The sequence below is a fragment of the Aeromonas sp. S16(2024) genome (assembly GCF_041403065.1).
Lineage (GTDB): Bacteria > Pseudomonadota > Gammaproteobacteria > Enterobacterales > Aeromonadaceae > Aeromonas.
The window spans coordinates 1-20,840 of the sequence record NZ_JBGLQX010000042.1 but is presented as its reverse complement, the minus strand read 5'-3'; the positions used below and the strand labels follow the sequence as shown (position 1 = coordinate 20,840).

Genomic DNA, 20,840 nt, shown 5'->3' with positions numbered 1-20,840 from the left:
TATCTGGGTTGGCGAAGGATGTTGGAGCGCTACGGGCGGGAAGTGAATATCCCAAGTTGCTTGCATGAGGCGCTGGGGCGCCCCATGCAACACGTAATTGGGACATAGCCATTCAAAACCCGTCGCCTGCTCGACGCCCAGTAAAAAGCCCCTTTCGGGGCTTTTGTCATTCAAGGAGCATCACTTCTTTATCTTGGAGAGGGCGGCGGCGAAGGCGTTGCCCATGGCGCCCCCGGCAGGGACGCTCTGTTTCGGCTCCTGCCTGGGTCTGGCGTTGCCTGCACCCGATGGGCGGGATTCCGCTGGCTTGCGGGCGGGTTGTCCCGCTTTCTCATCGAGGCGCATGGTCAGGCTGATGCGCTTGCGCGGTACATCCACCTCCAGCACCTTGACCCGGACGATGTCCCCCGCCTTGACCACCTCGCGGGGATCCTTGACGAAACGGTCGGTCAGGGAGGAGATGTGCACCAGGCCATCCTGATGGACGCCGATGTCGACGAAGGCGCCGAAGTTGGTGACGTTGGTGACCACACCTTCCAGCACCATCTCTGGCACCAGGTCGCTTAACTTCTCCACCCCTTCCTTGAAGGTCGCGGTTTTGAACTCGGGGCGTGGGTCGCGGCCCGGCTTGTCCAGCTCGCCAATGATATCGGTGACTGTGGGCACGCCGAATTGCTCATCGGTGTAGTCGGCCGGTTTCAGGCTGCGCAGCAGGCTGCTGTTGCCGAGCAGGCTATCCACTGTCTGTTCCAGCTGGGCGAGGATCCGCTCCACCACAGGATAGGACTCCGGGTGAACCGCCGAGCCGTCCAGCGGATTGCTGCCGCCGCGAATGCGCAGGAAGCCGGCGCACTGCTCGAACGCCTTGGGCCCGAGCCGGCTCACTTTCAGCAACTGCTGACGGCTCTTGAAGGCGCCGTGTTCATCCCGGTAGGCGACTATGTTCTGGGCCAGGGTCTGGGAGAGGCCGGAAACCCGGTTGAGCAGGGCGACCGAAGCGGTATTCACATCGACCCCGACCGCGTTCACGCAATCCTCGACCACGGCATCCAGCCGGCGGGCCAGCTGGCTCTGGCCCACGTCGTGCTGGTATTGGCCGACACCTATGCTCTTGGGATCGATCTTGACCAGTTCGGCCAGGGGGTCCTGCAGGCGACGGGCGATGGAGACGGCGCCACGGATCGAGACGTCGAGATCCGGGAACTCCTGGGAGGCGAGCTCGGAGGCGGAGTAGACCGAGGCCCCTGCCTCGCTCACTACGATTTTCTGCGCCTTGGCGGCCGGGTAGCGTTCGAACAGATCGCTCACCAGCCGGTCGGTCTCCCGGGAGGCGGTGCCGTTGCCTATGCTGATGAGCTCCACCTTGTGCTTCTGGCACAGCTCGCTCAGGGTTTTGAGGCTCTGATCAATCTGGCGCTTGGGTTCGAACGGATAGATGGTGGCGTGATCGACCAGCTTGCCGGTGGCATCCACCACGGCTACCTTGACCCCGGTGCGGATGCCGGGATCCAGCCCCATGGTGCAGCGCATGCCGGCCGGGGCCGCCATCAGCAGATCCTTGAGGTTCATAGCGAACACCTTGATCGCCTCGTCTTCGGCACTCTCGCGCACCCGGCCGATAAGCTCTGTCTCCATCTGGAGCGACAGCTTGATCTTCCAGGTCCAGCTCACCACCCCCTGCAGCCACTTGTCCGCCGGGCGGTTCTGCAGATTGAGCCTGAGGTGGTGGGCAATGATCCCTTCGCAGGGGCTGGCACTCTCATCGTCACCTGTGACCAGCGCCAGGTTGAGGATCCCCTCGTTGCGGCCGCGCAGCATGGCCAGCACCCGGTGGGAGGGGGCCTTGTGCAGGGGCTCGTCGTGCTCGAAGTAGTCCTTGAACTTGGCCCCTTCCTGCTCCTTGCCTGCCACCACGCGGGCGCGCAGGGTGGCGTTTTGCCACAGGTAGTCCCGCAGCTTCTCAAGGAGATCCGCCTGCTCGGCGAAGCGCTCCATCAGGATGTAGCGAGCGCCGTCGAGGGCGGCCTTGCTGTCGTTTATTCCCTGCTCGGCATTGAGGAAGCGGGCCGCCGCCTGCTCGGGATCCTGCATGGGGTCGGTGAGCAGCAGGTTGGCCAGCGGCTCCAGTCCGGCTTCGATAGCCATCTGCCCCTTGGTGCGACGCTTGGGTTTGTAGGGGAGATAGAGATCTTCGAGCCGGGTCTTGCTGTCGGCACCCTTCAGCTCGCGCGCCAGCTCGGGAGTCAGCTTGCCCTGCTCCTCGATGGAGCGAATGATCACCTGGCGGCGATCTTCCAGTTCACGCAGATAGCCGAGGCGGCTCTCCAGGGTACGCAGCTGACTGTCGTCCAGACCGCCGGTCACCTCCTTGCGATAACGGGCGATAAAGGGCACGGTCGAACCTTCATCCAGCAGGCGCACGGCGGCCTGCACCTGTTCCGGGCGGGCATTCAGCTCACCGGCAATCTGTCTCTCAATTACATGGCTGTGCATCTGGGGTCTCTGTGGTCGGGTCTGTCCAACGGGCCGGCAGTGGCTGGGAATGGTCGCGGCGTGCTCTCCAGCTGACTCCCGGTGCGCCTCTGCTGCCGGTGTGCGCCTTGCGGCGTCGGGTGTGAGCACTATATGAGGTCGACGCTGGGGATGCCACCCCGGGCAAGGGTGCCAGCCAGATCCCGCAGGGACAGGCTGGCCCGCGCTCTCCCGGCAGGGTCACTTGGGGTAGCTGATCTCGTTGATATACCAGCAGGCGTCACCCACTGGCGTGCGCACTATTGCCTCGTCGCCCACCTCTTTCTTGAGCAGGGCGCGGGCCATGGGGGAGTCGATGGAGATGTAATCCTTGCGACCGAAGATCTCGTCATAGCCGACGATGCGAAAGCGCTTGGTCTCTCCCTCTTCACTCTCCACCTCGACCCAGGCGCCGAAGAACACCTTGCCCTCCTGGGAGGGGGAGTAATCGACTATGGTCAGCTCCTCCAGGCACTTGCGCAGGTAGCGGACCCGGCGGTCTATCTCCCGCAGCCGCTTCTTGTTGTACTGGTAGTCGGCGTTCTCGCTGCGATCCCCGAGGCTAGCCGCCCAGGTCACCTTCTTGGTGACCTCGGGTCTCTCCTCGCGCCACAGGGTGTCGTGTTCCTGCCGGAGCTGGTTGTAGCCTTCACGGGTGATGAGTTTGGTTTTCATGGGCTTATCAGTCCCTGCTGCCTGCATGGCGGGTTGCGTCGTCTTGCTCGGGATCTTAGCCATTGGCGTCCGAGTGTCGAGCAGAAATGCATGGCAAGCGGCCCATTCGGCGCCGCTCCATCCCCGAGAGCCCCCTGCCAAGGGTAATAACCGGTAACATATTTATGCTTTGTGGTTACCAGAGCGGGCCCTAGTATTGGGAGCAGACAGAGAGGAGAGGCGGCAATGAGTCAGCAATACAAGGTCCTGGTGGTCGACGATGACCTGAAACTACGCTCCCTGCTGGAGCGTTACCTCACCGAACAGGGATTTGTGGTGCGGGGCGTTGCCAATGGAGAGCAGGCGGATCGCCTGCTGACCCGCGAGAACTTCAGCCTGATGGTGCTCGACCTGATGCTGCCGGGGGAAGACGGGCTCTCCATCTGCCGCCGCCTGCGCGAGGCGGGCAACCAGATCCCGGTGCTGATGCTCACCGCCAAGGGGGACGAAGTGGATCGCATCGTCGGGCTGGAGATGGGGGCCGATGACTATCTGCCCAAGCCGTTCAACCCCCGTGAGCTGCTGGCCCGGATCCGCGCCGTGTTGCGCCGCCATACCGTCGAGCTGCCCGGCGCACCCTCCACCGCCGAGAAGACGGTGAGCTTTGGTGCCTATCAACTCAACCTGGCGACCCGCGAGCTGAGCCGCGACGGGGACCCGGTCGCCCTGACCAGCGGCGAGTTTGCCGTCCTCAAGGTATTGGTGAGCCACCCTCGCGAGCCGCTCTCCCGGGACAAGCTGATGAACCTGGCCCGGGGCCGGGAGTACACAGCCACCGAGCGCAGCATCGATGTGCAGGTCTCCCGCCTGCGCCGCCTGCTGGAGCAGGACCCGGCCCAGCCCCGTTACCTGCAAACGGTGTGGGGCCTGGGCTATGTCTTCGTGCCGGACGGTGACGGGGAATGAAAAAAGTGGGCAGCATGTTCTCCCGCATGCTCTGGTTCCTGGCCGCCGTGCTGGTGGTCTATCAGGTTGTCTCCTACGCCACCTTCTACAACTATCTGCTGGCGCCCACCGTCAAGCAGATCAGCCACCTGCTGGCCAATCAGGTCAAGCTCATCTTCCCTGCCGACAGCAACCAGCTGGCGCTGAGCGAGGATGCCGAGGCGCTGGTCTATGTGACCACCGGCAGCGATATCTACACCCAGAGCGAGGCGGAGCAGCACGGACTCAAGGAGTCCAAGCCCTACCCCTATCTGGAGGAGAACATCAGTCGGGAGCTGAAGGGGGAAACCAGGGTCAGGGTCGAGATCCAGGATCACTACATCATCTGGATCCAGCCGCCCCAGGCCAGCGAGATGTGGGTGCGCATCCCCCTGACCGAGATCGAGGATGACGACATCGAGCCTCTCATCATCTACATGAGCGTGCTGCTGGTGGTGACCCTGTTTGCGGCCTGGCGTTTTGCCCGCCAGCTGGTGCGACCGCTGGAAGATCTGGAGGCGGGGGCCGTGGCCGTGGCGCGGGGCCGCTTCCCCGATGCCCTGGGAGAGCACGGTTCGCGGGAGGTGCGCCGCCTGACCCGCACCTTCAATCACATGTCGCACTCCATCAAGGGCCTTATCGAAGAGCGCAACCTGATGATGGCCGGGGTCTCCCACGATCTGCGCACGCCCCTGACCCGCATCCGGCTGGCGACCGAGATGATGTCCTCGGGGGATGAGTATCTCAAGGAGAGCATCAATGCGGACATCGACGAGTCGAACGGCATCATAGATCAATTCATCGACTACATACGCCCGAACGAGGGGCTGGATGCCCATCCGATCGACCTGACCCAGCTCATCCACGATGCGCTGCTGATGCAGACCGATCAGGGGCTGGAGGTGGAGCTGCTCCTGCCGGAGCAGGCGGTGCGAGTGGCCTGCCACCCCATCAGCATACGCCGCATCCTCAACAACCTGTCGGGCAATGCGCTGCGCTACGGCGCGACCCGGCTGCAGGCCGAGCTGAAGGACGATGGCCACTGGGTCAGGTTGCGGCTATCCGACAATGGCCCCGGGATAGCAGAGCAGGATTATTCCCGGGTGCTCAAGCCCTTTACCCAAGGCAATGTGGCGCGCACCGGCGGCGGCAGTGGCCTGGGGCTGGCCATAGTCGCCAAGATAGTCTCCCAGCACCACGGCACCATCCGGCTGGGCCGCTCCGAGCTGGGGGGCTTGCTGGTGGAGATCCGGCTACCCAAGCACCAGCCGCTGGAGTGGATGGATTGAGAGAAGGGCGCATCTGTGGATGCGCCCTTCTGCATTGTCAGGCTTGTGGCTCGGCCGTCTTGCGGTAGCGCTTGCCGTATTTGAGTTGCTGGATCAGCAGGGCGGCGACGATCAGCGCCAGCCCTATGGGAGTGGCGGGATGAATGGCTTCGCCGATCAGTAGGTTGAGCAGCACCAGGGAGGCAAACGGCGAGATGAAGATGAGGTTGCTGATGGGGGCCGTGTTGGTGGCGTGGCGCAGGGCCATCAGCCAGAGCACGAAGCCGAAGCCCATCTCGAACAGTCCCACATAGATGGCGCCGAGCCATCCCTGCCAGGCTGTCATGGCAAAGTCTGCGAGCAGCCAGGTCGCCACCACGATGAAAGGCAGGCTGATGATAAAGCCGAGCAGCAGGCTGACGATGGGATCCCCCTGATTGCGGGTGTTGAGGATCCAGTAGCCCGCCCAGATGAGGGTCGAGACCAGGGCCAGCGTCACGCCGAGCGGGCTGTCAAATTGCAACCCGAACACATCCCCCCGGGTGGCGATCACCAGGGCGCCGAAGTAGCCAAGCACTATGGCCACGCCGTCACGGCGACGGAGCTTCTGGCCGAGGAAGGGGACGGCCAGCAAGCTCAAGGTGATGGCCCAGGTGTAGTTGAGGGTCTGGGCCTGCTGGGCGGGCAGCAGATCATAGGCCTTGAACAGCAGCAGATAGTAGAGGAAGGGGTTCAACACCCCCAGCGCCAGATAGTAGAAGGGGCGTGCCCTGAGATAGCTCAACAGCAGGGGCAGCTTGCCCTGGATCGCCACGATGGACCCCAGGGTCAGGGTCGAGGTGATGGCGGCGACCAGCAGCAACTGCACCGGCTCGAAGTAGGCGAGGGAGATCTTGAAGGCGGTGGCTACCGTCGACCAGAGGGCGACGGCGCAGAGTCCGTATTGATAGGCTTTCTTCTGATTCTTGAGCATTGAATGTCGTTCCGCTGACAGAGGCAAGGGCGCAGTCTATCAGCCTGTTTGCAACATTGTCGTTACCGCTTTGTGGCGGGCAGGGGAGCGATCGCCGGCGAGATCCATCCGTCACACAAAATTGCGCACAATCTGTCCGCCTTCTCTTGCGTGAATTGAAAAAATCCGTATAATCCCCTCCGCTTGCCCATGAGGCAGCCAGACGATATGTCTGCTTGCTGAGCTTCCCGTTTACGAGTCGCCAGCCATACAGTCCTCCCGATATGGGAGGAAACGTGAAAAATCGCACCTCTGGCGGGAGTAATCTCGGTCGGGCGGTGTTGATTTATGTTCTTTTATCTATTGGAGCTCTGTCAATGCAGAACCAAAGAATCCGTATCCGCCTGAAGGCTTTTGATCATCGCCTGATCGATCAATCCACTGCGGAAATCGTTGAAACTGCAAAGCGCACCGGCGCGCAGGTTCGCGGTCCTATTCCGCTGCCGACTCGCAAAGAGCGCTTCACCGTCCTGATCTCCCCGCACGTCAACAAAGATGCGCGTGATCAGTACGAGATCCGCACTCACAAGCGTCTGGTAGACATCGTTGAGCCGACTGACAAGACCGTAGACGCCCTGATGCGTCTGGATCTGGCAGCCGGTGTAGACGTCCAGATCAGCCTGGGTTAATTACGGAAAGAGGTTGATAACAATGACAATCGGTCTTGTAGGTCGCAAAGTGGGTATGACTCGCATCTTCACTGAAGATGGCGTTTCTATCCCGGTGACTGTTATCGAAGTTGAAGCTAACCGTGTAACTCAGGTCAAATCTGTAGAAACCGACGGCTACAACGCTATTCAGGTTACCACTGGCGCCAAAAAAGCCAGCCGTGTGACCAAGCCGGAAGCTGGCCACTTCGCCAAAGCTGGTGTAGAAGCCGGTCGCGGTCTGTGGGAGTTCCGCCTGAACAACGGTGAAACTTTCACTGTTGGTAGCGAGCTGAAAGTAGATCTTCTCGCTGACGTTAAGATGGTTGACGTTACCGGCACATCCAAGGGTAAAGGTTTTGCGGGCACTGTAAAGCGCCACAACTTCCGCACCCAGGATATGACCCACGGTAACTCCCTGTCCCACCGTGTACCTGGCTCCATCGGTCAAAACCAGACCCCGGGCCGTGTATTCAAGGGCAAAAAGATGGCTGGTCACATGGGTGCTGAGCGTGTAACGACTCAGAACCTGGAACTGGTTCGTGTTGACGCTGAACGCAACCTGCTGCTCATCAAAGGCGCAGTACCGGGTGCAACCAACGGCAACGTGATCGTCAAACCTGCCGTCAAAGCGTAACGTCTGAGGAGATAGTAATGGAATTGGTAATGAAAGACGCCAAGAGCGCTCTTGAAGTTTCCGAGACTACCTTCGGGCGCGAATTCAACGAAGCTCTGGTTCACCAGGTCGTCGTTGCATATGCCGCTGGTGCCCGTCAGGGTACTCGTGCGCAGCTGACTCGCTCTGAAGTGTCTGGTGGCGGCAAAAAGCCGTGGCGTCAGAAGGGTACTGGTCGTGCCCGTGCTGGCTCCATCCGTTCGCCCATCTGGCGTTCCGGTGGTGTGACCTTTGCTGCTAAGCCGCAAGATCACAGCCAGAAAGTAAACAAGAAGATGTACCGCGGCGCTATCCGTAGCATCCTGTCCGAGCTGGTACGTCAAGAGCGCCTGATCGTTGTCGAGAAATTCGGCATCGAAGCGCCGAAGACCAAAGAACTGATCGCCAAGCTGAAAGAAATGGAACTGACTGACGTTCTGATCGTGACTGCTGAAGTCGATGAGAACCTGTTCCTGGCTGCTCGCAACCTGTACAAGGTCGACGTGCGTGATGTTGCCGGTATCGACCCGGTCAGCCTGATCGCTTTCGACAAGATTCTGATGACTGCTGACGCAGTTAAGCAAATCGAGGAGATGCTGGCATGATCCGCGAAGAACGTCTGTTGAAAGTTCTGAAGGCTCCGCACATCTCTGAAAAGAGCACCATGGTCGCAGAAAAGCAGAACACTATCGTGTTCAAAGTTGCTGTTGATGCCACCAAGGCGGAAGTCAAAGCTGCAGTTGCGAAACTGTTCGAGGTCGAAGTTGAGACCGTCCGTACCCTGAACATGAAGGGTAAGACCAAGCGCTCAGGTGCGCGTGTAGGCCGTCGTTCCGATTGGAAAAAGGCTTATGTGACCCTGAAAGCTGGTCAGGACATCGACTTCATGGGCGCAGCCGAGTAAGAGGAGTTCTCAAAAATGGCAATCGTTAAGTGCAAGCCTACTTCTCCGGGCCGCCGCCACGTCGTCAAGATCGTCAACCAAGAGCTGTACAAGGGCAAGCCCTTCGCCGCTCTGCTGGACAGCAAAAGCAAGTCCGGTGGTCGTAACAACAACGGCCGTATCACCACCCGTCATATCGGTGGTGGTCACAAGCAACACTACCGTATCGTCGACTTCAAACGCGACAAAGACGGCATTCCGGCCAAAGTAGAGCGTCTGGAATACGATCCTAACCGTACCGCAAACATCGCCCTGGTGCTGTATGCAGACGGTGAGCGTCGTTACATCCTGGCTCCGAAAGGCCTGAAAGCAGGTGATGCTATCGCTTCTGGTGCTGATGCTGCGATCAAGGTAGGTAACTCCCTGCCGATGCGTAACATCCCGGTTGGTTCTACCGTTCACGCCGTAGAAATGAAACCTGGTAAAGGTGCCCAGCTGGCTCGTTCCGCTGGTACTTTCATCCAGATTCTGGCTCGTGAAGGTAACTATGTAACTCTGCGTCTGCGTTCCGGCGAAGTACGTAAAGTTCTGGCCGAGTGCCGCGCCACCATTGGTGAAGTGGGTAACTCCGAGCACATGCTGCGTCAACTGGGTAAAGCCGGTGCAAACCGCTGGCGTGGTATTCGTCCGACCGTTCGCGGTATGGCGATGAACCCGGTTGATCACCCGCACGGTGGTGGTGAGGGTCGTAACAAGGGCATGCAGCCTGTGTCCCCATGGGGCCAGAAGGCTAAGGGCTTCAAGACCCGTAAGAACAAGCGTACCGACAAGTACATCGTACGTCGTCGTAACAAGTAATTGTTAACATAGAGGAATCACCATGCCACGTTCTCTCAAGAAGGGTCCATTTATTGACCTGCACTTGCTGAAGAAGGTAGAGAAAGCGGTGGAAAGCGGGGATAAAAAGCCGGTTAAGACCTGGTCCCGTCGTTCAATGATCATCCCGAACATGATCGGTTTGACCATCGCTGTCCATAATGGTCGTCAGCACGTTCCGGTTTTCGTTACCGAAGAAATGATCGGTCACAAACTGGGTGAATTCGCACCGACTCGTACTTATCGCGGCCATGCTGCTGATAAGAAGGCTAAGAAGCGCTAAGGGATAAATGATGGAAGCTATCGCTAAACACCGTTATGCCCGTACTTCTGCCCAGAAAGCTCGTCTGGTAGCCGATCAAGTACGTGGTCTGTCCGTAGACAAGGCTCTGAACATCCTGACCTTCAGCCCGAAAAAGGCTGCGGTTCTGGTGAAGAAAGTGCTGGAATCTGCCATTGCAAACGCTGAGCACAACGAAGGCGCCGACATCGACGCCCTGCGTGTTGCCACCATCATGGTAGACGAAGGTCCCTCCATGAAGCGCATCCGCCCGCGTGCCAAAGGTCGCGCGGATCGTATCCTCAAGCGTACCGCTCACATCACTGTAGTGGTATCCGACGCTAAGGCTGGGAGATAAGCAATGGGTCAGAAAGTACATCCTAATGGCATTCGCCTGGGTATTACCAAGCCTTGGAATTCTACCTGGTTCGCGAACACCAAAGACTTCGCTGACAACCTGTACAGCGATTTCCAAGTACGCCAGTTCCTGACCAAGGAGCTGAAAAACGCTTCCTTGTCCAAGATCACCATCGAGCGTCCGGCCAAGAGCATCCGTGTGACCATTCACACCGCTCGTCCGGGTGTCGTGATCGGCAAGAAAGGCGAAGACGTTGAGAAACTGCGCAAAGCCGTCGCCGCTATTGCTGGCGTGCCTGCTCAGATCAACATTTCCGAAGTCCGCAAGCCGGAGCTGGATGGCAAACTCGTTGCCGACAGCATCACTTCTCAGCTGGAACGTCGCGTAATGTTCCGTCGCGCTATGAAGCGCGCCGTACAGAACGCCATGCGCCTGGGTGCCAAGGGCATCAAAGTAGAAGTGTCCGGTCGTCTGGGCGGCGCTGAAATCGCGCGTACCGAATGGTACCGTGAAGGTCGTGTGCCTTTGCACACCCTGCGTGCCGACATCGACTACGCAACTTCTGAAGCCCACACCACTTACGGTGTGATCGGCGTCAAAGTTTGGATCTTCAAGGGCGAAGTTCTGGGCGGTCTGGCTGCAGTCAATGCTGCCGCTGCTCAAGAGCAAGCTCCTGCAAAGCCCAAGCGTGACAACAAGCGCCGCGCTGCTAAGTAAGGAGATTCGGTAAATGTTGCAACCTAAGCGTACTAAATTCCGCAAGACCCATAAGGGTCGTAACCGCGGTCTGGCCAACTCTGGTAACGAAGTATCCTTCGGTACCTTTGGCCTGAAGGCGACATCTCGTGGTCAACTGACTGCTCGTCAAATCGAAGCAGCCCGTCGTGCCATGACCCGTCACGTAAAGCGTCAAGGTAAGATCTGGATCCGTGTGTTCCCGGACAAGCCCATCACCGAAAAGCCCCTCGAAGTTCGTATGGGTAAAGGTAAGGGTAACGTGGAATATTGGGTCTGCCCGATCCAGCCTGGCAAGGTTCTGTACGAGATGGATGGTGTACCTGAGGCTCTGGCGCGTGAAGCGTTTGCCCTGGCCGCAGCTAAGCTGTCCGTTCAGACCACTTTCGTAATTAAGACGGTGATGTGATGAAAGCCCAAGATCTGCGTCAAAAGAGCGTCGAAGAACTGAACCAGGAGCTGCTGGGTCTGCTGCGTGAGCAATTCAACATGCGTATGCAAGCTTCCACCGGCCAACTGGCTCAGACTCACACTCTGAAACAAGTGCGTCGTGACGTCGCACGTATCAAGACTGTACTGACTGAGAAGGCAGGTGCGTAATGACTGACAAGATCCGTACTCTGCAAGGTCGTGTAATTAGCGACAAGATGGACAAGTCCATCACCGTCGCTATCGAGCGCAAGGTAAAGCACCCGATCTACGGTAAGATCATCAAGCGCACTACCAAGCTGCACGTACATGACGAGAACAACGAGTGTAAAGCTGGCGATCTCGTGGAAATCCGCGAATGCCGCCCGCTGTCCAAGACCAAGTCCTGGACCCTGGTTGCTGTCGTAGAAAAGGCCTAATTCGGTACTTTTTAGCCCAAACGGCCCCCCATCGGGGCCGTTTGTTTTTTAGGCTACCTTTTCAAAAATACCTGTGTTATAGTTTCGCGCCTTTTGAAGGCAGCCAGATCCCATCAGGGATAAGAAGTAAACAAAGCGGAGCACTAAGATGATCCAGATGCAAAGTATGCTGGGTGTTGCCGACAACTCCGGCGCTCGCAGTGTAATGTGTATTAAGGTTCTGGGTGGTTCGCACCGCCGTTATGCCGGCATCGGCGACATCATCAAGGTTTCCATCAAGGAAGCTATTCCTCGCGGTAAAGTGAAGAAAGGTGATGTGTATAACGCGGTGGTCGTACGCACCCGTAAAGGCGTTCGTCGTCCGGACGGCTCTGTCATCCGTTTCGACAACAATGCGGCTGTGTTGCTTAACAACAACCAACAGCCAATCGGTACTCGTATTTTTGGCCCGGTGACCCGTGAACTCCGTAATGAGAAGTTCATGAAGATTGTGTCCCTGGCACCCGAAGTACTGTAAGGAGTCGAACGATGGCAGCTAAAATCCGTCGCGAAGACGAAGTAATTGTTCTTACCGGCAAAGACAAGGGCAAGCGTGGCAAAGTCACTCAAGTCCTGATTGCAAAAGGTAAGGTAATCGTGGAAGGCATCAACCAGGTGAAGAAACACCAGAAGCCGGTACCCGCATTGGGTCAGGCTGGCGGTATCGTCACCAAAGAAGCCCCCATCGATGTATCTAACATCGCGCTGTTCAACTCTGCCACTGGCAAGGCTGACCGCGTTGGTTTCCGGATTGAAGACGGCAAGAAAGTTCGTTTCTTCAAATCCACCGGCGAACTTGTGAAGTAATTGGAGTTTAACGATGGCGAAACTGCATGATTACTACAAATCCGATGTAGTAAATGAACTGTCCAAGCAGTTCGGTTACAAGACTATCATGCAAGTCCCTCGGATCGAGAAAATCACCCTGAACATGGGTGTTGGTGAAGCGATCTCTGACAAGAAGTTGCTGGAAAATGCTGCTGCCGATATGGCTGCCATTTCCGGTCAGAAACCGCTGATCACCAAAGCACGCAAATCTGTTGCGGGCTTCAAGATTCGTGAAGGCTACCCGATAGGTTGTAAAGTAACCCTGCGTGGCGAGCGTATGTGGGAGTTCCTGGAACGGCTGATTTGCATCTCCGTACCGCGTATCCGTGACTTCCGTGGTCTGAACGCCAAGGCGTTCGATGGCCGTGGTAACTACTCCATGGGCGTGCGTGAGCAAATCATCTTCCCGGAAATCGACTATGACAAGGTCGATCGCGTCCGTGGTCTGGATATCACCATCACCACTTCCGCGAATACCGACGAAGAAGGCCGTGCTCTGCTGGCTGCCTTTAACTTCCCATTCCGCAAGTAAGGTTAGGGTTATGGCTAAAACATCCATGAAAGCACGTGAAGCAAAGCGTGCGAAGCTGGTAGCCAAGTTCGCCACTAAGCGAACCGAGCTGAAAGCTATCATCGTTGATATGAACGCTTCTGAAGAAGCGCGTTGGGATGCTGTCTTGCAACTGCAACAGCTGCCCCGTGATTCCAGTCCGTCCCGCCAGCGTAACCGTTGCAATATTACTGGTCGTCCGCACGGTTTCCTGCGCAAGTTTGGCCTGTCTCGCATCAAGGTGCGTGAGCATGCCATGAAGGGCGAAATTCCAGGCCTCAAAAAGGCCTCTTGGTAAGAATCTCGGGAGTTAGACTATGAGCATGCAAGATCCGATCGCGGATATGCTGACCCGCATCCGTAACGGTCAGGCGGCGAGCAAAGTTGCGGTTTCCATGCCTTCTTCCAAGCTGAAAGTGGCTATTGCCAAAGTGCTGAAGGAAGAAGGTTACATCGCTGGCTACTCCGTAGCGGGTGATGTGAAGCCGGAACTGGAAATTGAACTGAAATATTTCCAGGGCAAGCCGGTTGTAGAACTGATCCAACGCGTAAGCCGTCCCGGCCTGCGTATTTACAAGCGCACTACTGATCTGCCGAAAGTCATGGGCGGTCTCGGTGTTGCTATCGTGTCCACGTCTAAAGGTGTGATGACCGACCGTGCTGCCCGCAAGGCAAGCATGGGTGGTGAGATCATCTGCTACGTCGCTTAATAGGAGGTCGGAAATGTCTCGCGTTGCTAAGGCACCCGTCACTATTCCTGCTGGCGTAGAGGTGACTCTGAACGGTCAGGAACTGTCCATCAAAGGTGGTAAAGGTTCTCTGGTTCGTTCCATCCACGCCGGTGTAGAAGTGACCAAAGAAGACAATGTACTGAAGTTCGCCCCGCGCGACGGCATCGCTGGTGCTGACGCTCAGGCCGGTACTGCCCGTGCATTGGCTAACAACATGGTAATCGGTGTTACCCAAGGCTTCGAGCGCAAGCTGCAGCTGGTTGGTGTAGGCTACAAAGCCTCCATCAAGGGCAATGCTGTCGCGCTGGCTCTGGGCTTCTCTCACCCGGTTGAGCATGCGCTGCCGGCTGGTGTCACCGCTGAATGTCCGTCCGCCACAGAGATCATTCTGCGTGGTGTGGACAAGCAGCTGGTTGGCCAAGTCGCCGCCGATATCCGTGCTTACCGCGCTCCGGAGCCCTACAAGGGCAAGGGTGTACGCTATGCCAACGAGCAAGTGCGTACTAAAGAAGCTAAGAAGAAGTAAGGTAACACTATGGACAAGAAAGCAGCTCGTCTCCGTCGTGCTACTCGTGCTCGGAAAAAGATGCAGGAACTGGGAGCTACCCGTCTGGTTGTTCACCGTACCCCGCGTCATATCTATGCGCAGGTTATCGCAGCCAACGGTTCCGAAGTTCTGGCCTCTGCTTCTACAGTAGAGAAAGCCATCAGTGAAGCGCTCAAGTCTACCGGTAATGCTGATGCAGCTACCGCAGTAGGTAAAGCAATCGCTGAGCGTGCTATTGCCAAAGGCGTTCAGAACGTATCTTTCGATCGTTCCGGTTTCAAGTATCACGGTCGTGTAGCCGCTCTGGCTACCGCTGCTCGTGACGCTGGTCTTCAGTTCTAAGCTAGGAGTCGAAGATGGCTAAAGTCGAATCTCAAGCCGGCGAACTGCAAGAAAAGCTGATTGCAGTAAACCGTGTTTCGAAAACTGTTAAAGGTGGTCGTATCATGTCCTTCACCGCGTTGACCGTGGTGGGTGATGGTAACGGCCGTGTAGGTTACGGTTACGGTAAGGCCCGTGAAGTTCCGGCCGCTATTCAAAAAGCGATGGAACAGGCTAAGCGTAACCTGAACAAGGTTGAACTGAACAATGGCACTCTGCACCACCCGGTGCGCGGTGTTCACTCCGGTTCCACCGTGTTCATGAAGCCGGCCTCACAAGGTACTGGTATCATTGCAGGCGGCGCCATGCGTGCCGTGCTGGAAGTTGCCGGTATCCACAACGTGCTGGCCAAGACCTACGGTTCCACCAACCCAATCAACGTTGTTCGCGCAACTGTCGACGCTCTGGTTCACGGTCAATCGCCGGAACAGATCGCTGCCAAGCGTGGTCTGCGCGTTGAAGAAATTCTGGGGTAATGCGACATGGCTAACACTGTAAAAGTAACTCAAACTCGCAGCTCTATCGGCCGTCTGCCAAAGCACAAGGCGACTCTGCGTGGTCTGGGTCTGCGTCGCATTGGTCACACCGTTGAGCTGGAAGATACTCCCTGCGTACGCGGCATGATCAACCAGGTTTATTACATGGTTAAGGTGGAGGGCTAAGCATGCGTCTGAATACTCTGTCTCCGGCCGCTGGTTCCAAGCGTGTTAAGCACCGTCCGGGCCGTGGTATCGGTTCTGGTCTGGGCAAGACCGGTGGTCGTGGTGTGAAAGGTCAAACTTCTCGTTCCGGTGGCGGTAAAGTCCGCAACGGTTTCGAGGGTGGCCAGATGCCTTTGAAAATCCGTCTGCCGAAGTTCGGTTTCTTCTCTCGCAAATCTTTGGTATCTGCCGAAGTGCGCCTGAACGAAATCGCCCTGGTAGAAGGTGATGTGGTCGATCTGAGCACTCTGAAGCAAGCCGGTGTTGTTACCAAGAACATCGTGTTCGCTAAAGTTGTTCTGTCTGGCAACATTGACCGTGCTGTGACCGTTCGTGGTCTGTCCGTCACCAAAGGTGCACGTGCAGCCATCGAGGCCGCTGGCGGTAAAATCGAGGAATAATCAGTACAATGGCTAAGAAACCAGGATTGGATGTTAAAGCACAAGGTGGTCTGAGTGAGCTGAAGAGCCGTCTGCTCTTCGTTCTCGGGGCAATTATCGTGTTCCGCGCAGGCTCTTATGTGCCGATTCCTGGTATTGACGCCGCCGTACTGGCCGAGTTGTTCCAACAACAGAAGGGCACCATCATTGAGATGTTCAACATGTTCAGTGGTGGTGCACTCTCGCGTGCTTCTATTCTTGCGCTGGGGATCATGCCGTACATTTCGGCATCGATCATTATCCAGCTGCTGACTGTGGTTCATCCCGCTCTTGCTGAACTCAAGAAAGAGGGTGAATCCGGCCGTCGCAAGATTAGCCAATATACCCGTTGGGGCACGCTGGTTTTGGGAACGTTCCAGGCCATTGGTATTGCAACCGGTCTGCCGAATATGATGCAAGGACTCGTGACTCATCCGGGTTTGGGCTTCTATTTCACAGCCGTTGTGAGTCTGGTCACCGGTACCATGTTCTTGATGTGGTTGGGTGAACAGATTACCGAGCGTGGGATTGGTAATGGTATCTCGCTGATTATTTTCACGGGTATCGTTGCTGGTCTGCCTCATGCCATTGGCGCTACGGCCGAACAGGCACGTCAAGGGGAATTGCACATCCTGCTGTTGTTGTTGCTGGGCTTGATTGTTTTCGCAGTGACTTACTTTGTGGTGTTCGTGGAGCGTGGTCAGCGTCGTATCGTCGTTAACTATGCCAAGCGTCAACAAGGCCGCCAGGTATTCGCCGCGCAAAGCACACACCTGCCGTTGAAAGTGAATATGGCCGGTGTGATTCCTGCGATTTTCGCATCCAGCATCATCCTCTTCCCAGGCACCATTACCTCTTGGTTTGGTCAGGGCGAGGGCAAGGTGGCTGATATACTGCAGCAGGTCTCTATGGTCCTGCAGCCGGGTCAACCCTTGTATGAGATGCTCTATGCAGCAGCCATTATCTTCTTCTGCTTCTTCTATACCGCGCTGGTGTTCAACCCCCGCGAGACAGCAGATAATCTGAAGAAGAGTGGAGCCTTTATCCCGGGGATCCGCCCGGGCGAGCAGACAGCACGTTACATCGATAAGGTTATGACTCGCCTGACATTGGCAGGTGCGCTCTATATAACCTTTATCTGTCTGGTACCCCAGTTCTTGATGACTGCCTGGAACGTACAGTTCTACTTCGGTGGCACTTCGCTGCTGATTATCGTGGTAGTTATCATGGACTTCATGGCTCAGGTTCAGACCCATATGATGTCTCATCAATATGGCGACGTCCTGAGGAAGGCCAACCTGAAGGGCTACGGCCGCTAAAGGTCGGCGTAGTTACGGAGTTAAGCAATGAAAGTTCGTGCTTCCGTTAAGGCAATCTGCCGTAACTGCAAAATCATCAAGCGTCACGGTGTGGTGCGTGTGATTTGCAGCGAGCCAAAGCATAAACAGCGCCAAGGCTAATTTTTTACGGTTAGTACTTGCAACAAATAGTTGTGCTGGCTAATATAGCCAGCCAACTTTTGTTGTGTATTGGTTGACCGCCACGTATCCGCTCACGGGCTTTGTGGTGGTCGTTATCTACTATATGTAGGAGTGAATAGTGGCCCGTATCGCTGGCATTAACATTCCTGACCATAAGCATGCAGTCATTGCGTTGACTGCGATTTATGGCGTCGGTCGTACCCGCTCCAAGGCCATCTGTGCCGCAGCCGGTATCGCTGAGAATGTGAAAATTAAAGACCTGGACGAAGCTCAGATCGAGAGTCTGCGTGAACAAGTAGGTAAATTCACCGTTGAAGGTGACCTGCGTCGTCAGATTTCCATGAACATCAAGCGATTGATGGATCTGGGTTGCTACCGTGGTTTGCGTCACCGTCGTAGCCTGCCTGTTCGTGGTCAACGTACCAAGACCAACGCTCGTACCCGTAAGGGTCCGCGCAAGGCTATCAAGAAGTAACGGGAAGGTAGAAAATGGCTAAAACTCCGACTCGTGCTCGCAAGCGCGTTAAAAAGCAAGTGAGCGACGGTATTGCGCACGTTCATGCATCTTTCAACAACACAATCGTGACCATTACTGACCGTCAGGGCAATGCTCTGTCTTGGGCTACCTCTGGTGGTTCCGGTTTCCGTGGTTCCCGTAAGTCCACTCCGTTTGCTGCCCAGGTAGCTGCTGAGCGCGCTGGTGAGATCGCCAAAGAATACGGCGTGAAGAACCTGGAAGTCATGGTCAAAGGTCCGGGTCCCGGTCGTGAGTCTTCCATCCGCGCTCTGAACGCGGCTGGTTTCCGCATCACTAATATTACTGATGTGACTCCGATCCCGCACAACGGTTGTCGTCCTCCCAAGAAGCGCCGCGTATAACGCTGTAGCTACTTGGTCTAGGATTGTTGGAGAAAGAAGATGGCAAGATATATCGGTCCTAAGCTTAAGCTTAGCCGTCGTGAGGGCACCGACCTCTTCCTGAAGTCTGGTGTTCGTGCGATTGATTCTAAGTGCAAGATTGACACCGTTCCTGGTCAACACGGTGCGCGTAAAGCGCGTCTGTCTGACTATGGCGTGCAACTGCGCGAGAAACAAAAAGTACGTCGTATCTACGGCGTATTGGAAAAACAGTTCCGCAACTACTACCGCGACGCTGCCCGTCAAAAGGGTAACACCGGTGAAAACCTGTTGCAGCTGCTGGAAGGTCGTCTGGACAACGTCGTCTACCGCATGGGCTTCGGCGCCACTCGTGCTGAGTCTCGTCAGCTGGTGAGCCACAAAGCCATCATGGTAAACGGCCGCGTTGTGAATGTTCCTTCTTTCCAGGTATCCCCTGAGGACGTGATCTGCGTTCGCGAGAAGGCTAAGAAGCAAGCGCGTATCAAAGCTTCCCTGGAAGTTGCTGGTCAGCGCGAGAAGCCGACTTGGGTAGAGGTTGACGCTGCTAAGATGGAAGGTGCCTTCAAGCGCCTGCCAGAGCGTTCCGACCTGTCTGCCGACATTAACGAACAGCTGATCGTCGAGCTTTACTCCAAGTAAAGCTAGCTTCTAAAGAGAGGACACAATGCTGGGTTCTGTAACAGATTTTCTTAAACCGCGGCTAGTTGACATCGAGCAAGTTAGCCCGACTCACGCGAAAGTGACTCTCGAGCCGCTTGAGCGTGGCTTTGGTCACACGCTGGGTAATGCCCTGCGTCGTATTTTGCTGTCATCTATGCCCGGTTGTGCAGTTACTGAAGTCGAGATCGACGGAGTACTGCACGAGTACAGCAGCAAAGAAGGTGTACAGGAAGACATTCTTGAAATCCTGCTCAACCTGAAAGGTATCGCTGTGAAGCTGGAAGGCAAGGACGAGGTAACTCTGTCCCTGACCAAGTCTGGAACAGGCCCCGTTACCGCTGGTGATATCACTCACGGTGATGAAGTCGAGATCGTAAACCCGGAGCACGTAATCTGCCACCTGACAGGGGCCAATGCTGAGATCAGCATGCGTCTGAAAGTTCAGCGCGGTCGTGGTTATGTGCCTGCTTCTGCTCGTGTTCACAACGATGATGAAGAGCGTCCTATTGGCCGCCTGCTGCTGGACTCCGCGTTCAGCCCCATCGTTCGCATCGCCTACAATGTTGAGGCGGCACGTGTGGAACAGCGCACCGACTTGGACAAGCTGGTTATCGACATGGAGACCAATGGTACTCTGGATCCGGAAGAAGCCATTCGCCGTTCTGCCACTATTTTGGCCGAACAGCTGGAAGCCTTCGTGGATCTGCGCGATGTCAGCGTGCCCGAGAAGAAAGAAGAGAAACCCGAGTTTGATCCGATTCTGCTGCGTCCTGTCGATGATTTGGAGCTGACAGTTCGTTCAGCGAACTGTCTGAAGGCAGAAGCTATCCACTATATTGGTGATCTGGTACAGCGTACCGAAGTTGAGTTGCTTAAGACTCCTAACCTCGGTAAGAAGTCCCTGACTGAGATCAAGGACGTGTTGGCCTCCCGTGGTCTGTCTCTTGGCATGCGCCTTGAGAACTGGCCGCCCGCCAGCATCGCTGACGAGTAATCCAGATTACGGGTTTCACAGATTTAGTTAGAAGGATAAGGTCATGCGCCATCGTTTGAGTGGTCGTCAACTGAACCGGAACAGCAGCCATCGTCAGGCTATGTTCCGCAACATGGCCAGCTCCCTGGTTCGTCATGAGATCATCAAGACGACTCTGCCTAAGGCAAAAGAGCTGCGTCGTGTAGTTGAACCGCTGATCACCCTTGCCAAGACTGATAGCGTTGCTAATCGTCGCCTGGCATTTGCCCGTACTCGCGATAACGCGATCGTGGCTAAGCTGTTCAATGAACTGGGCCCGCGCTACCTGGAGCGCGCCGGCGGTTATACTCGCATTTTGAAATGCGGTTTCCGTGCAGGCGACAACGCTCCTATGGCTTACATTGAGCTGGTAGACCGCCCGGCCGCTGCTGAAGCAGCTGCTGAGTGATAAAGAAAAAGCCGGGCTTGTCCCGGCTTTTCTTTTAATGAATTTTGATACTGCCTCAACTGCCTCAACTGCCTCAACTGCCTCAACTGCCTCAACTGCCTCAACTGCCTCAACTGCCTCAACTCATCATTCAACCTCTTCTATATAAGAAGTAAGAATTGTTCCCCAACCTGGTTAAATGGTGAATGGCCTGATCACTTCGCCTGAGCATCGTCGGCCTGCTCTATATCTCCCACCAGTGTCGCGCAGGGATCTACATATACCCGTTTGCCCAGTTGTGGGCGTTTTCCTTTATAGGATCTCAGTCGCAAGTCCATCTCGGCCTCCTCAATTTTCTGGCCATTCTAGCAATCCCGGGCTCGTTTCTGTGGATAAGTTTGTACAAAAGCTGTGGTTGGCTATGAATAACTAGAGAAAGGCCTATTTTTGAAGATTTATTGCCACTTTTTGCAAAAATGGGCTTGCCAGAAA

The 20,840-nt window shown here is 56.3% G+C and carries 33 protein-coding genes and 2 pseudogenes; 31 read left to right on the top strand and 4 right to left on the bottom strand.

The annotated features are described in order from the left end of the window. Positions 1 to 108: pseudogene (locus ACB030_RS19940) on the top strand (IS1595 family transposase); the annotation flags it as partial. Positions 109 to 180: 72 nt separating this feature from the next. Here ACB030_RS19940 and ACB030_RS19935 read toward each other — a convergent pair. Continuing rightward, positions 181 to 2,493 (bottom strand): Tex family protein, encoded by a 2,313-nt coding sequence (locus ACB030_RS19935; RefSeq protein ID WP_371162180.1) that lies wholly within the window; start codon positions 2,491 to 2,493, stop codon positions 181 to 183. Positions 2,494 to 2,712: 219 nt separating this feature from the next. Next, entirely contained in the window at positions 2,713 to 3,186 is a 474-nt protein-coding gene (greB, locus tag ACB030_RS19930; RefSeq protein ID WP_371162178.1) for a transcription elongation factor GreB, read from the bottom strand. Positions 3,187 to 3,411: 225 nt separating this feature from the next. Here greB and ompR point away from each other — a divergent pair, with 225 nt between their 5' ends. Beyond that, the gene (gene ompR, locus ACB030_RS19925; protein WP_371162175.1) at positions 3,412 to 4,131 is read left to right on the top strand and encodes a two-component system response regulator OmpR; all 720 of its coding nucleotides are present in this window, start codon (positions 3,412 to 3,414) and stop codon (positions 4,129 to 4,131) included. Further along, a complete protein-coding gene (envZ, locus tag ACB030_RS19920) occupies positions 4,128 to 5,438 on the top strand; it encodes a two-component system sensor histidine kinase EnvZ (protein ID WP_371162173.1) in 1,311 nt (436 codons plus the stop codon). The genes ompR and envZ overlap by 4 nt, the downstream gene beginning before the upstream one ends. 37 nt (positions 5,439 to 5,475) lie before the next feature. Here the strand turns inward: envZ and ACB030_RS19915 are convergent, their stop codons facing one another. After that, positions 5,476 to 6,390, bottom strand: a complete 915-nt coding sequence (locus ACB030_RS19915) for a DMT family transporter (RefSeq protein ID WP_205642693.1) — start codon at positions 6,388 to 6,390, stop codon at positions 5,476 to 5,478. Positions 6,391 to 6,746: 356 nt separating this feature from the next. On the opposite strand from ACB030_RS19915, the gene rpsJ reads away from it, so the two are divergent. The 28 genes from rpsJ to rplQ all read left to right on the top strand — a co-directional run bounded on the left by rpsJ (position 6,747) and on the right by rplQ (position 20,369). Beyond that, positions 6,747 to 7,058, top strand: coding sequence for a 30S ribosomal protein S10 (gene rpsJ, locus ACB030_RS19910; RefSeq protein ID WP_005307944.1), 312 nt, complete (start codon positions 6,747 to 6,749; stop codon positions 7,056 to 7,058). A 22-nt stretch (positions 7,059 to 7,080) separates the two neighbouring features. Beyond that, entirely contained in the window at positions 7,081 to 7,713 is a 633-nt protein-coding gene (gene rplC, locus ACB030_RS19905) for a 50S ribosomal protein L3 (protein ID WP_025325385.1), read from the top strand. A gap of 17 nt (positions 7,714 to 7,730) precedes the next feature. Then, positions 7,731 to 8,336: a 50S ribosomal protein L4 gene (gene rplD, locus ACB030_RS19900; RefSeq protein WP_025325386.1), complete on the top strand. Its 606-nt coding sequence runs from the start codon at positions 7,731 to 7,733 to the stop codon at positions 8,334 to 8,336. Beyond that, the gene (gene rplW, locus ACB030_RS19895; RefSeq protein WP_005331199.1) at positions 8,333 to 8,635 is read left to right on the top strand and encodes a 50S ribosomal protein L23; all 303 of its coding nucleotides are present in this window, start codon (positions 8,333 to 8,335) and stop codon (positions 8,633 to 8,635) included. Before rplD ends, rplW begins: the two co-directional genes overlap by 4 nt. Before the next feature lie 15 nt (positions 8,636 to 8,650). Further along, positions 8,651 to 9,472 (top strand): 50S ribosomal protein L2, encoded by an 822-nt coding sequence (gene rplB / locus ACB030_RS19890; protein WP_005331177.1) that lies wholly within the window; start codon positions 8,651 to 8,653, stop codon positions 9,470 to 9,472. Between the two features lie 22 nt (positions 9,473 to 9,494). Next, complete coding sequence (gene rpsS / locus ACB030_RS19885; protein WP_005307960.1) at positions 9,495 to 9,773, top strand: 30S ribosomal protein S19; 279 nt, start codon at positions 9,495 to 9,497, stop codon at positions 9,771 to 9,773. Positions 9,774 to 9,783: 10 nt separating this feature from the next. Next, a complete protein-coding gene (rplV, locus tag ACB030_RS19880) occupies positions 9,784 to 10,128 on the top strand; it encodes a 50S ribosomal protein L22 (RefSeq protein ID WP_005319741.1) in 345 nt (114 codons plus the stop codon). Positions 10,129 to 10,131: 3 nt separating this feature from the next. Beyond that, a complete protein-coding gene (gene rpsC / locus ACB030_RS19875) occupies positions 10,132 to 10,845 on the top strand; it encodes a 30S ribosomal protein S3 (protein WP_005331168.1) in 714 nt (237 codons plus the stop codon). A 13-nt stretch (positions 10,846 to 10,858) separates the two neighbouring features. After that, a complete protein-coding gene (gene rplP / locus ACB030_RS19870) occupies positions 10,859 to 11,272 on the top strand; it encodes a 50S ribosomal protein L16 (RefSeq protein WP_005307963.1) in 414 nt (137 codons plus the stop codon). Then, positions 11,272 to 11,463, top strand: coding sequence for a 50S ribosomal protein L29 (gene rpmC / locus ACB030_RS19865; RefSeq protein ID WP_005307965.1), 192 nt, complete (start codon positions 11,272 to 11,274; stop codon positions 11,461 to 11,463). The genes rplP and rpmC overlap by 1 nt, the downstream gene beginning before the upstream one ends. Continuing rightward, positions 11,463 to 11,711: a 30S ribosomal protein S17 gene (rpsQ, locus tag ACB030_RS19860; RefSeq protein ID WP_005307966.1), complete on the top strand. Its 249-nt coding sequence runs from the start codon at positions 11,463 to 11,465 to the stop codon at positions 11,709 to 11,711. Before rpmC ends, rpsQ begins: the two co-directional genes overlap by 1 nt. Positions 11,712 to 11,859: 148 nt before the next feature. Further along, positions 11,860 to 12,228 (top strand): 50S ribosomal protein L14, encoded by a 369-nt coding sequence (gene rplN, locus ACB030_RS19855; RefSeq protein WP_005307975.1) that lies wholly within the window; start codon positions 11,860 to 11,862, stop codon positions 12,226 to 12,228. An 11-nt stretch (positions 12,229 to 12,239) separates the two neighbouring features. Continuing rightward, positions 12,240 to 12,557, top strand: a complete 318-nt coding sequence (rplX, locus tag ACB030_RS19850; RefSeq protein WP_025325387.1) for a 50S ribosomal protein L24 — start codon at positions 12,240 to 12,242, stop codon at positions 12,555 to 12,557. A gap of 13 nt (positions 12,558 to 12,570) precedes the next feature. Beyond that, a complete protein-coding gene (gene rplE / locus ACB030_RS19845; protein WP_005331162.1) occupies positions 12,571 to 13,110 on the top strand; it encodes a 50S ribosomal protein L5 in 540 nt (179 codons plus the stop codon). 10 nt (positions 13,111 to 13,120) lie between these two features. Further along, on the top strand, positions 13,121 to 13,426 hold the full coding sequence (gene rpsN / locus ACB030_RS19840; protein WP_005319722.1) for a 30S ribosomal protein S14: 306 nt from the start codon (positions 13,121 to 13,123) through the stop codon (positions 13,424 to 13,426). A 19-nt stretch (positions 13,427 to 13,445) separates the two neighbouring features. Then, positions 13,446 to 13,838, top strand: a complete 393-nt coding sequence (rpsH, locus tag ACB030_RS19835) for a 30S ribosomal protein S8 (RefSeq protein WP_005307980.1) — start codon at positions 13,446 to 13,448, stop codon at positions 13,836 to 13,838. A 13-nt stretch (positions 13,839 to 13,851) separates the two neighbouring features. Beyond that, a complete protein-coding gene (rplF, locus tag ACB030_RS19830) occupies positions 13,852 to 14,385 on the top strand; it encodes a 50S ribosomal protein L6 (RefSeq protein WP_025325388.1) in 534 nt (177 codons plus the stop codon). A gap of 9 nt (positions 14,386 to 14,394) precedes the next feature. After that, positions 14,395 to 14,748, top strand: coding sequence for a 50S ribosomal protein L18 (gene rplR / locus ACB030_RS19825; RefSeq protein WP_033130012.1), 354 nt, complete (start codon positions 14,395 to 14,397; stop codon positions 14,746 to 14,748). A 14-nt stretch (positions 14,749 to 14,762) separates the two neighbouring features. Beyond that, positions 14,763 to 15,263, top strand: a complete 501-nt coding sequence (rpsE, locus tag ACB030_RS19820) for a 30S ribosomal protein S5 (RefSeq protein WP_005340605.1) — start codon at positions 14,763 to 14,765, stop codon at positions 15,261 to 15,263. A 6-nt stretch (positions 15,264 to 15,269) separates the two neighbouring features. Beyond that, on the top strand, positions 15,270 to 15,449 hold the full coding sequence (gene rpmD / locus ACB030_RS19815) for a 50S ribosomal protein L30 (protein ID WP_005307985.1): 180 nt from the start codon (positions 15,270 to 15,272) through the stop codon (positions 15,447 to 15,449). 2 nt (positions 15,450 to 15,451) lie between these two features. After that, entirely contained in the window at positions 15,452 to 15,889 is a 438-nt protein-coding gene (gene rplO / locus ACB030_RS19810) for a 50S ribosomal protein L15 (protein WP_025325390.1), read from the top strand. 8 nt (positions 15,890 to 15,897) lie between these two features. Further along, positions 15,898 to 17,226 (top strand): preprotein translocase subunit SecY, encoded by a 1,329-nt coding sequence (secY, locus tag ACB030_RS19805; protein WP_005307989.1) that lies wholly within the window; start codon positions 15,898 to 15,900, stop codon positions 17,224 to 17,226. A gap of 27 nt (positions 17,227 to 17,253) precedes the next feature. Continuing rightward, entirely contained in the window at positions 17,254 to 17,367 is a 114-nt protein-coding gene (gene rpmJ / locus ACB030_RS19800; RefSeq protein WP_005319705.1) for a 50S ribosomal protein L36, read from the top strand. Positions 17,368 to 17,506: 139 nt separating this feature from the next. Then, positions 17,507 to 17,863: a 30S ribosomal protein S13 gene (rpsM, locus tag ACB030_RS19795; RefSeq protein ID WP_005307991.1), complete on the top strand. Its 357-nt coding sequence runs from the start codon at positions 17,507 to 17,509 to the stop codon at positions 17,861 to 17,863. 14 nt (positions 17,864 to 17,877) lie between these two features. Next, entirely contained in the window at positions 17,878 to 18,267 is a 390-nt protein-coding gene (rpsK, locus tag ACB030_RS19790; protein WP_005319702.1) for a 30S ribosomal protein S11, read from the top strand. A 39-nt stretch (positions 18,268 to 18,306) separates the two neighbouring features. Then, on the top strand, positions 18,307 to 18,927 hold the full coding sequence (gene rpsD, locus ACB030_RS19785) for a 30S ribosomal protein S4 (RefSeq protein WP_010672568.1): 621 nt from the start codon (positions 18,307 to 18,309) through the stop codon (positions 18,925 to 18,927). 25 nt (positions 18,928 to 18,952) lie between these two features. Next, positions 18,953 to 19,942 (top strand): DNA-directed RNA polymerase subunit alpha, encoded by a 990-nt coding sequence (rpoA, locus tag ACB030_RS19780; RefSeq protein ID WP_005307997.1) that lies wholly within the window; start codon positions 18,953 to 18,955, stop codon positions 19,940 to 19,942. A 43-nt stretch (positions 19,943 to 19,985) separates the two neighbouring features. Then, complete coding sequence (rplQ, locus tag ACB030_RS19775; protein ID WP_005307999.1) at positions 19,986 to 20,369, top strand: 50S ribosomal protein L17; 384 nt, start codon at positions 19,986 to 19,988, stop codon at positions 20,367 to 20,369. A gap of 206 nt (positions 20,370 to 20,575) precedes the next feature. Here rplQ and ACB030_RS19770 read toward each other — a convergent pair. Then, positions 20,576 to 20,686: pseudogene (locus ACB030_RS19770) on the bottom strand (gamma carbonic anhydrase family protein); the annotation flags it as partial. Positions 20,687 to 20,840 lie beyond the last annotated feature (154 nt).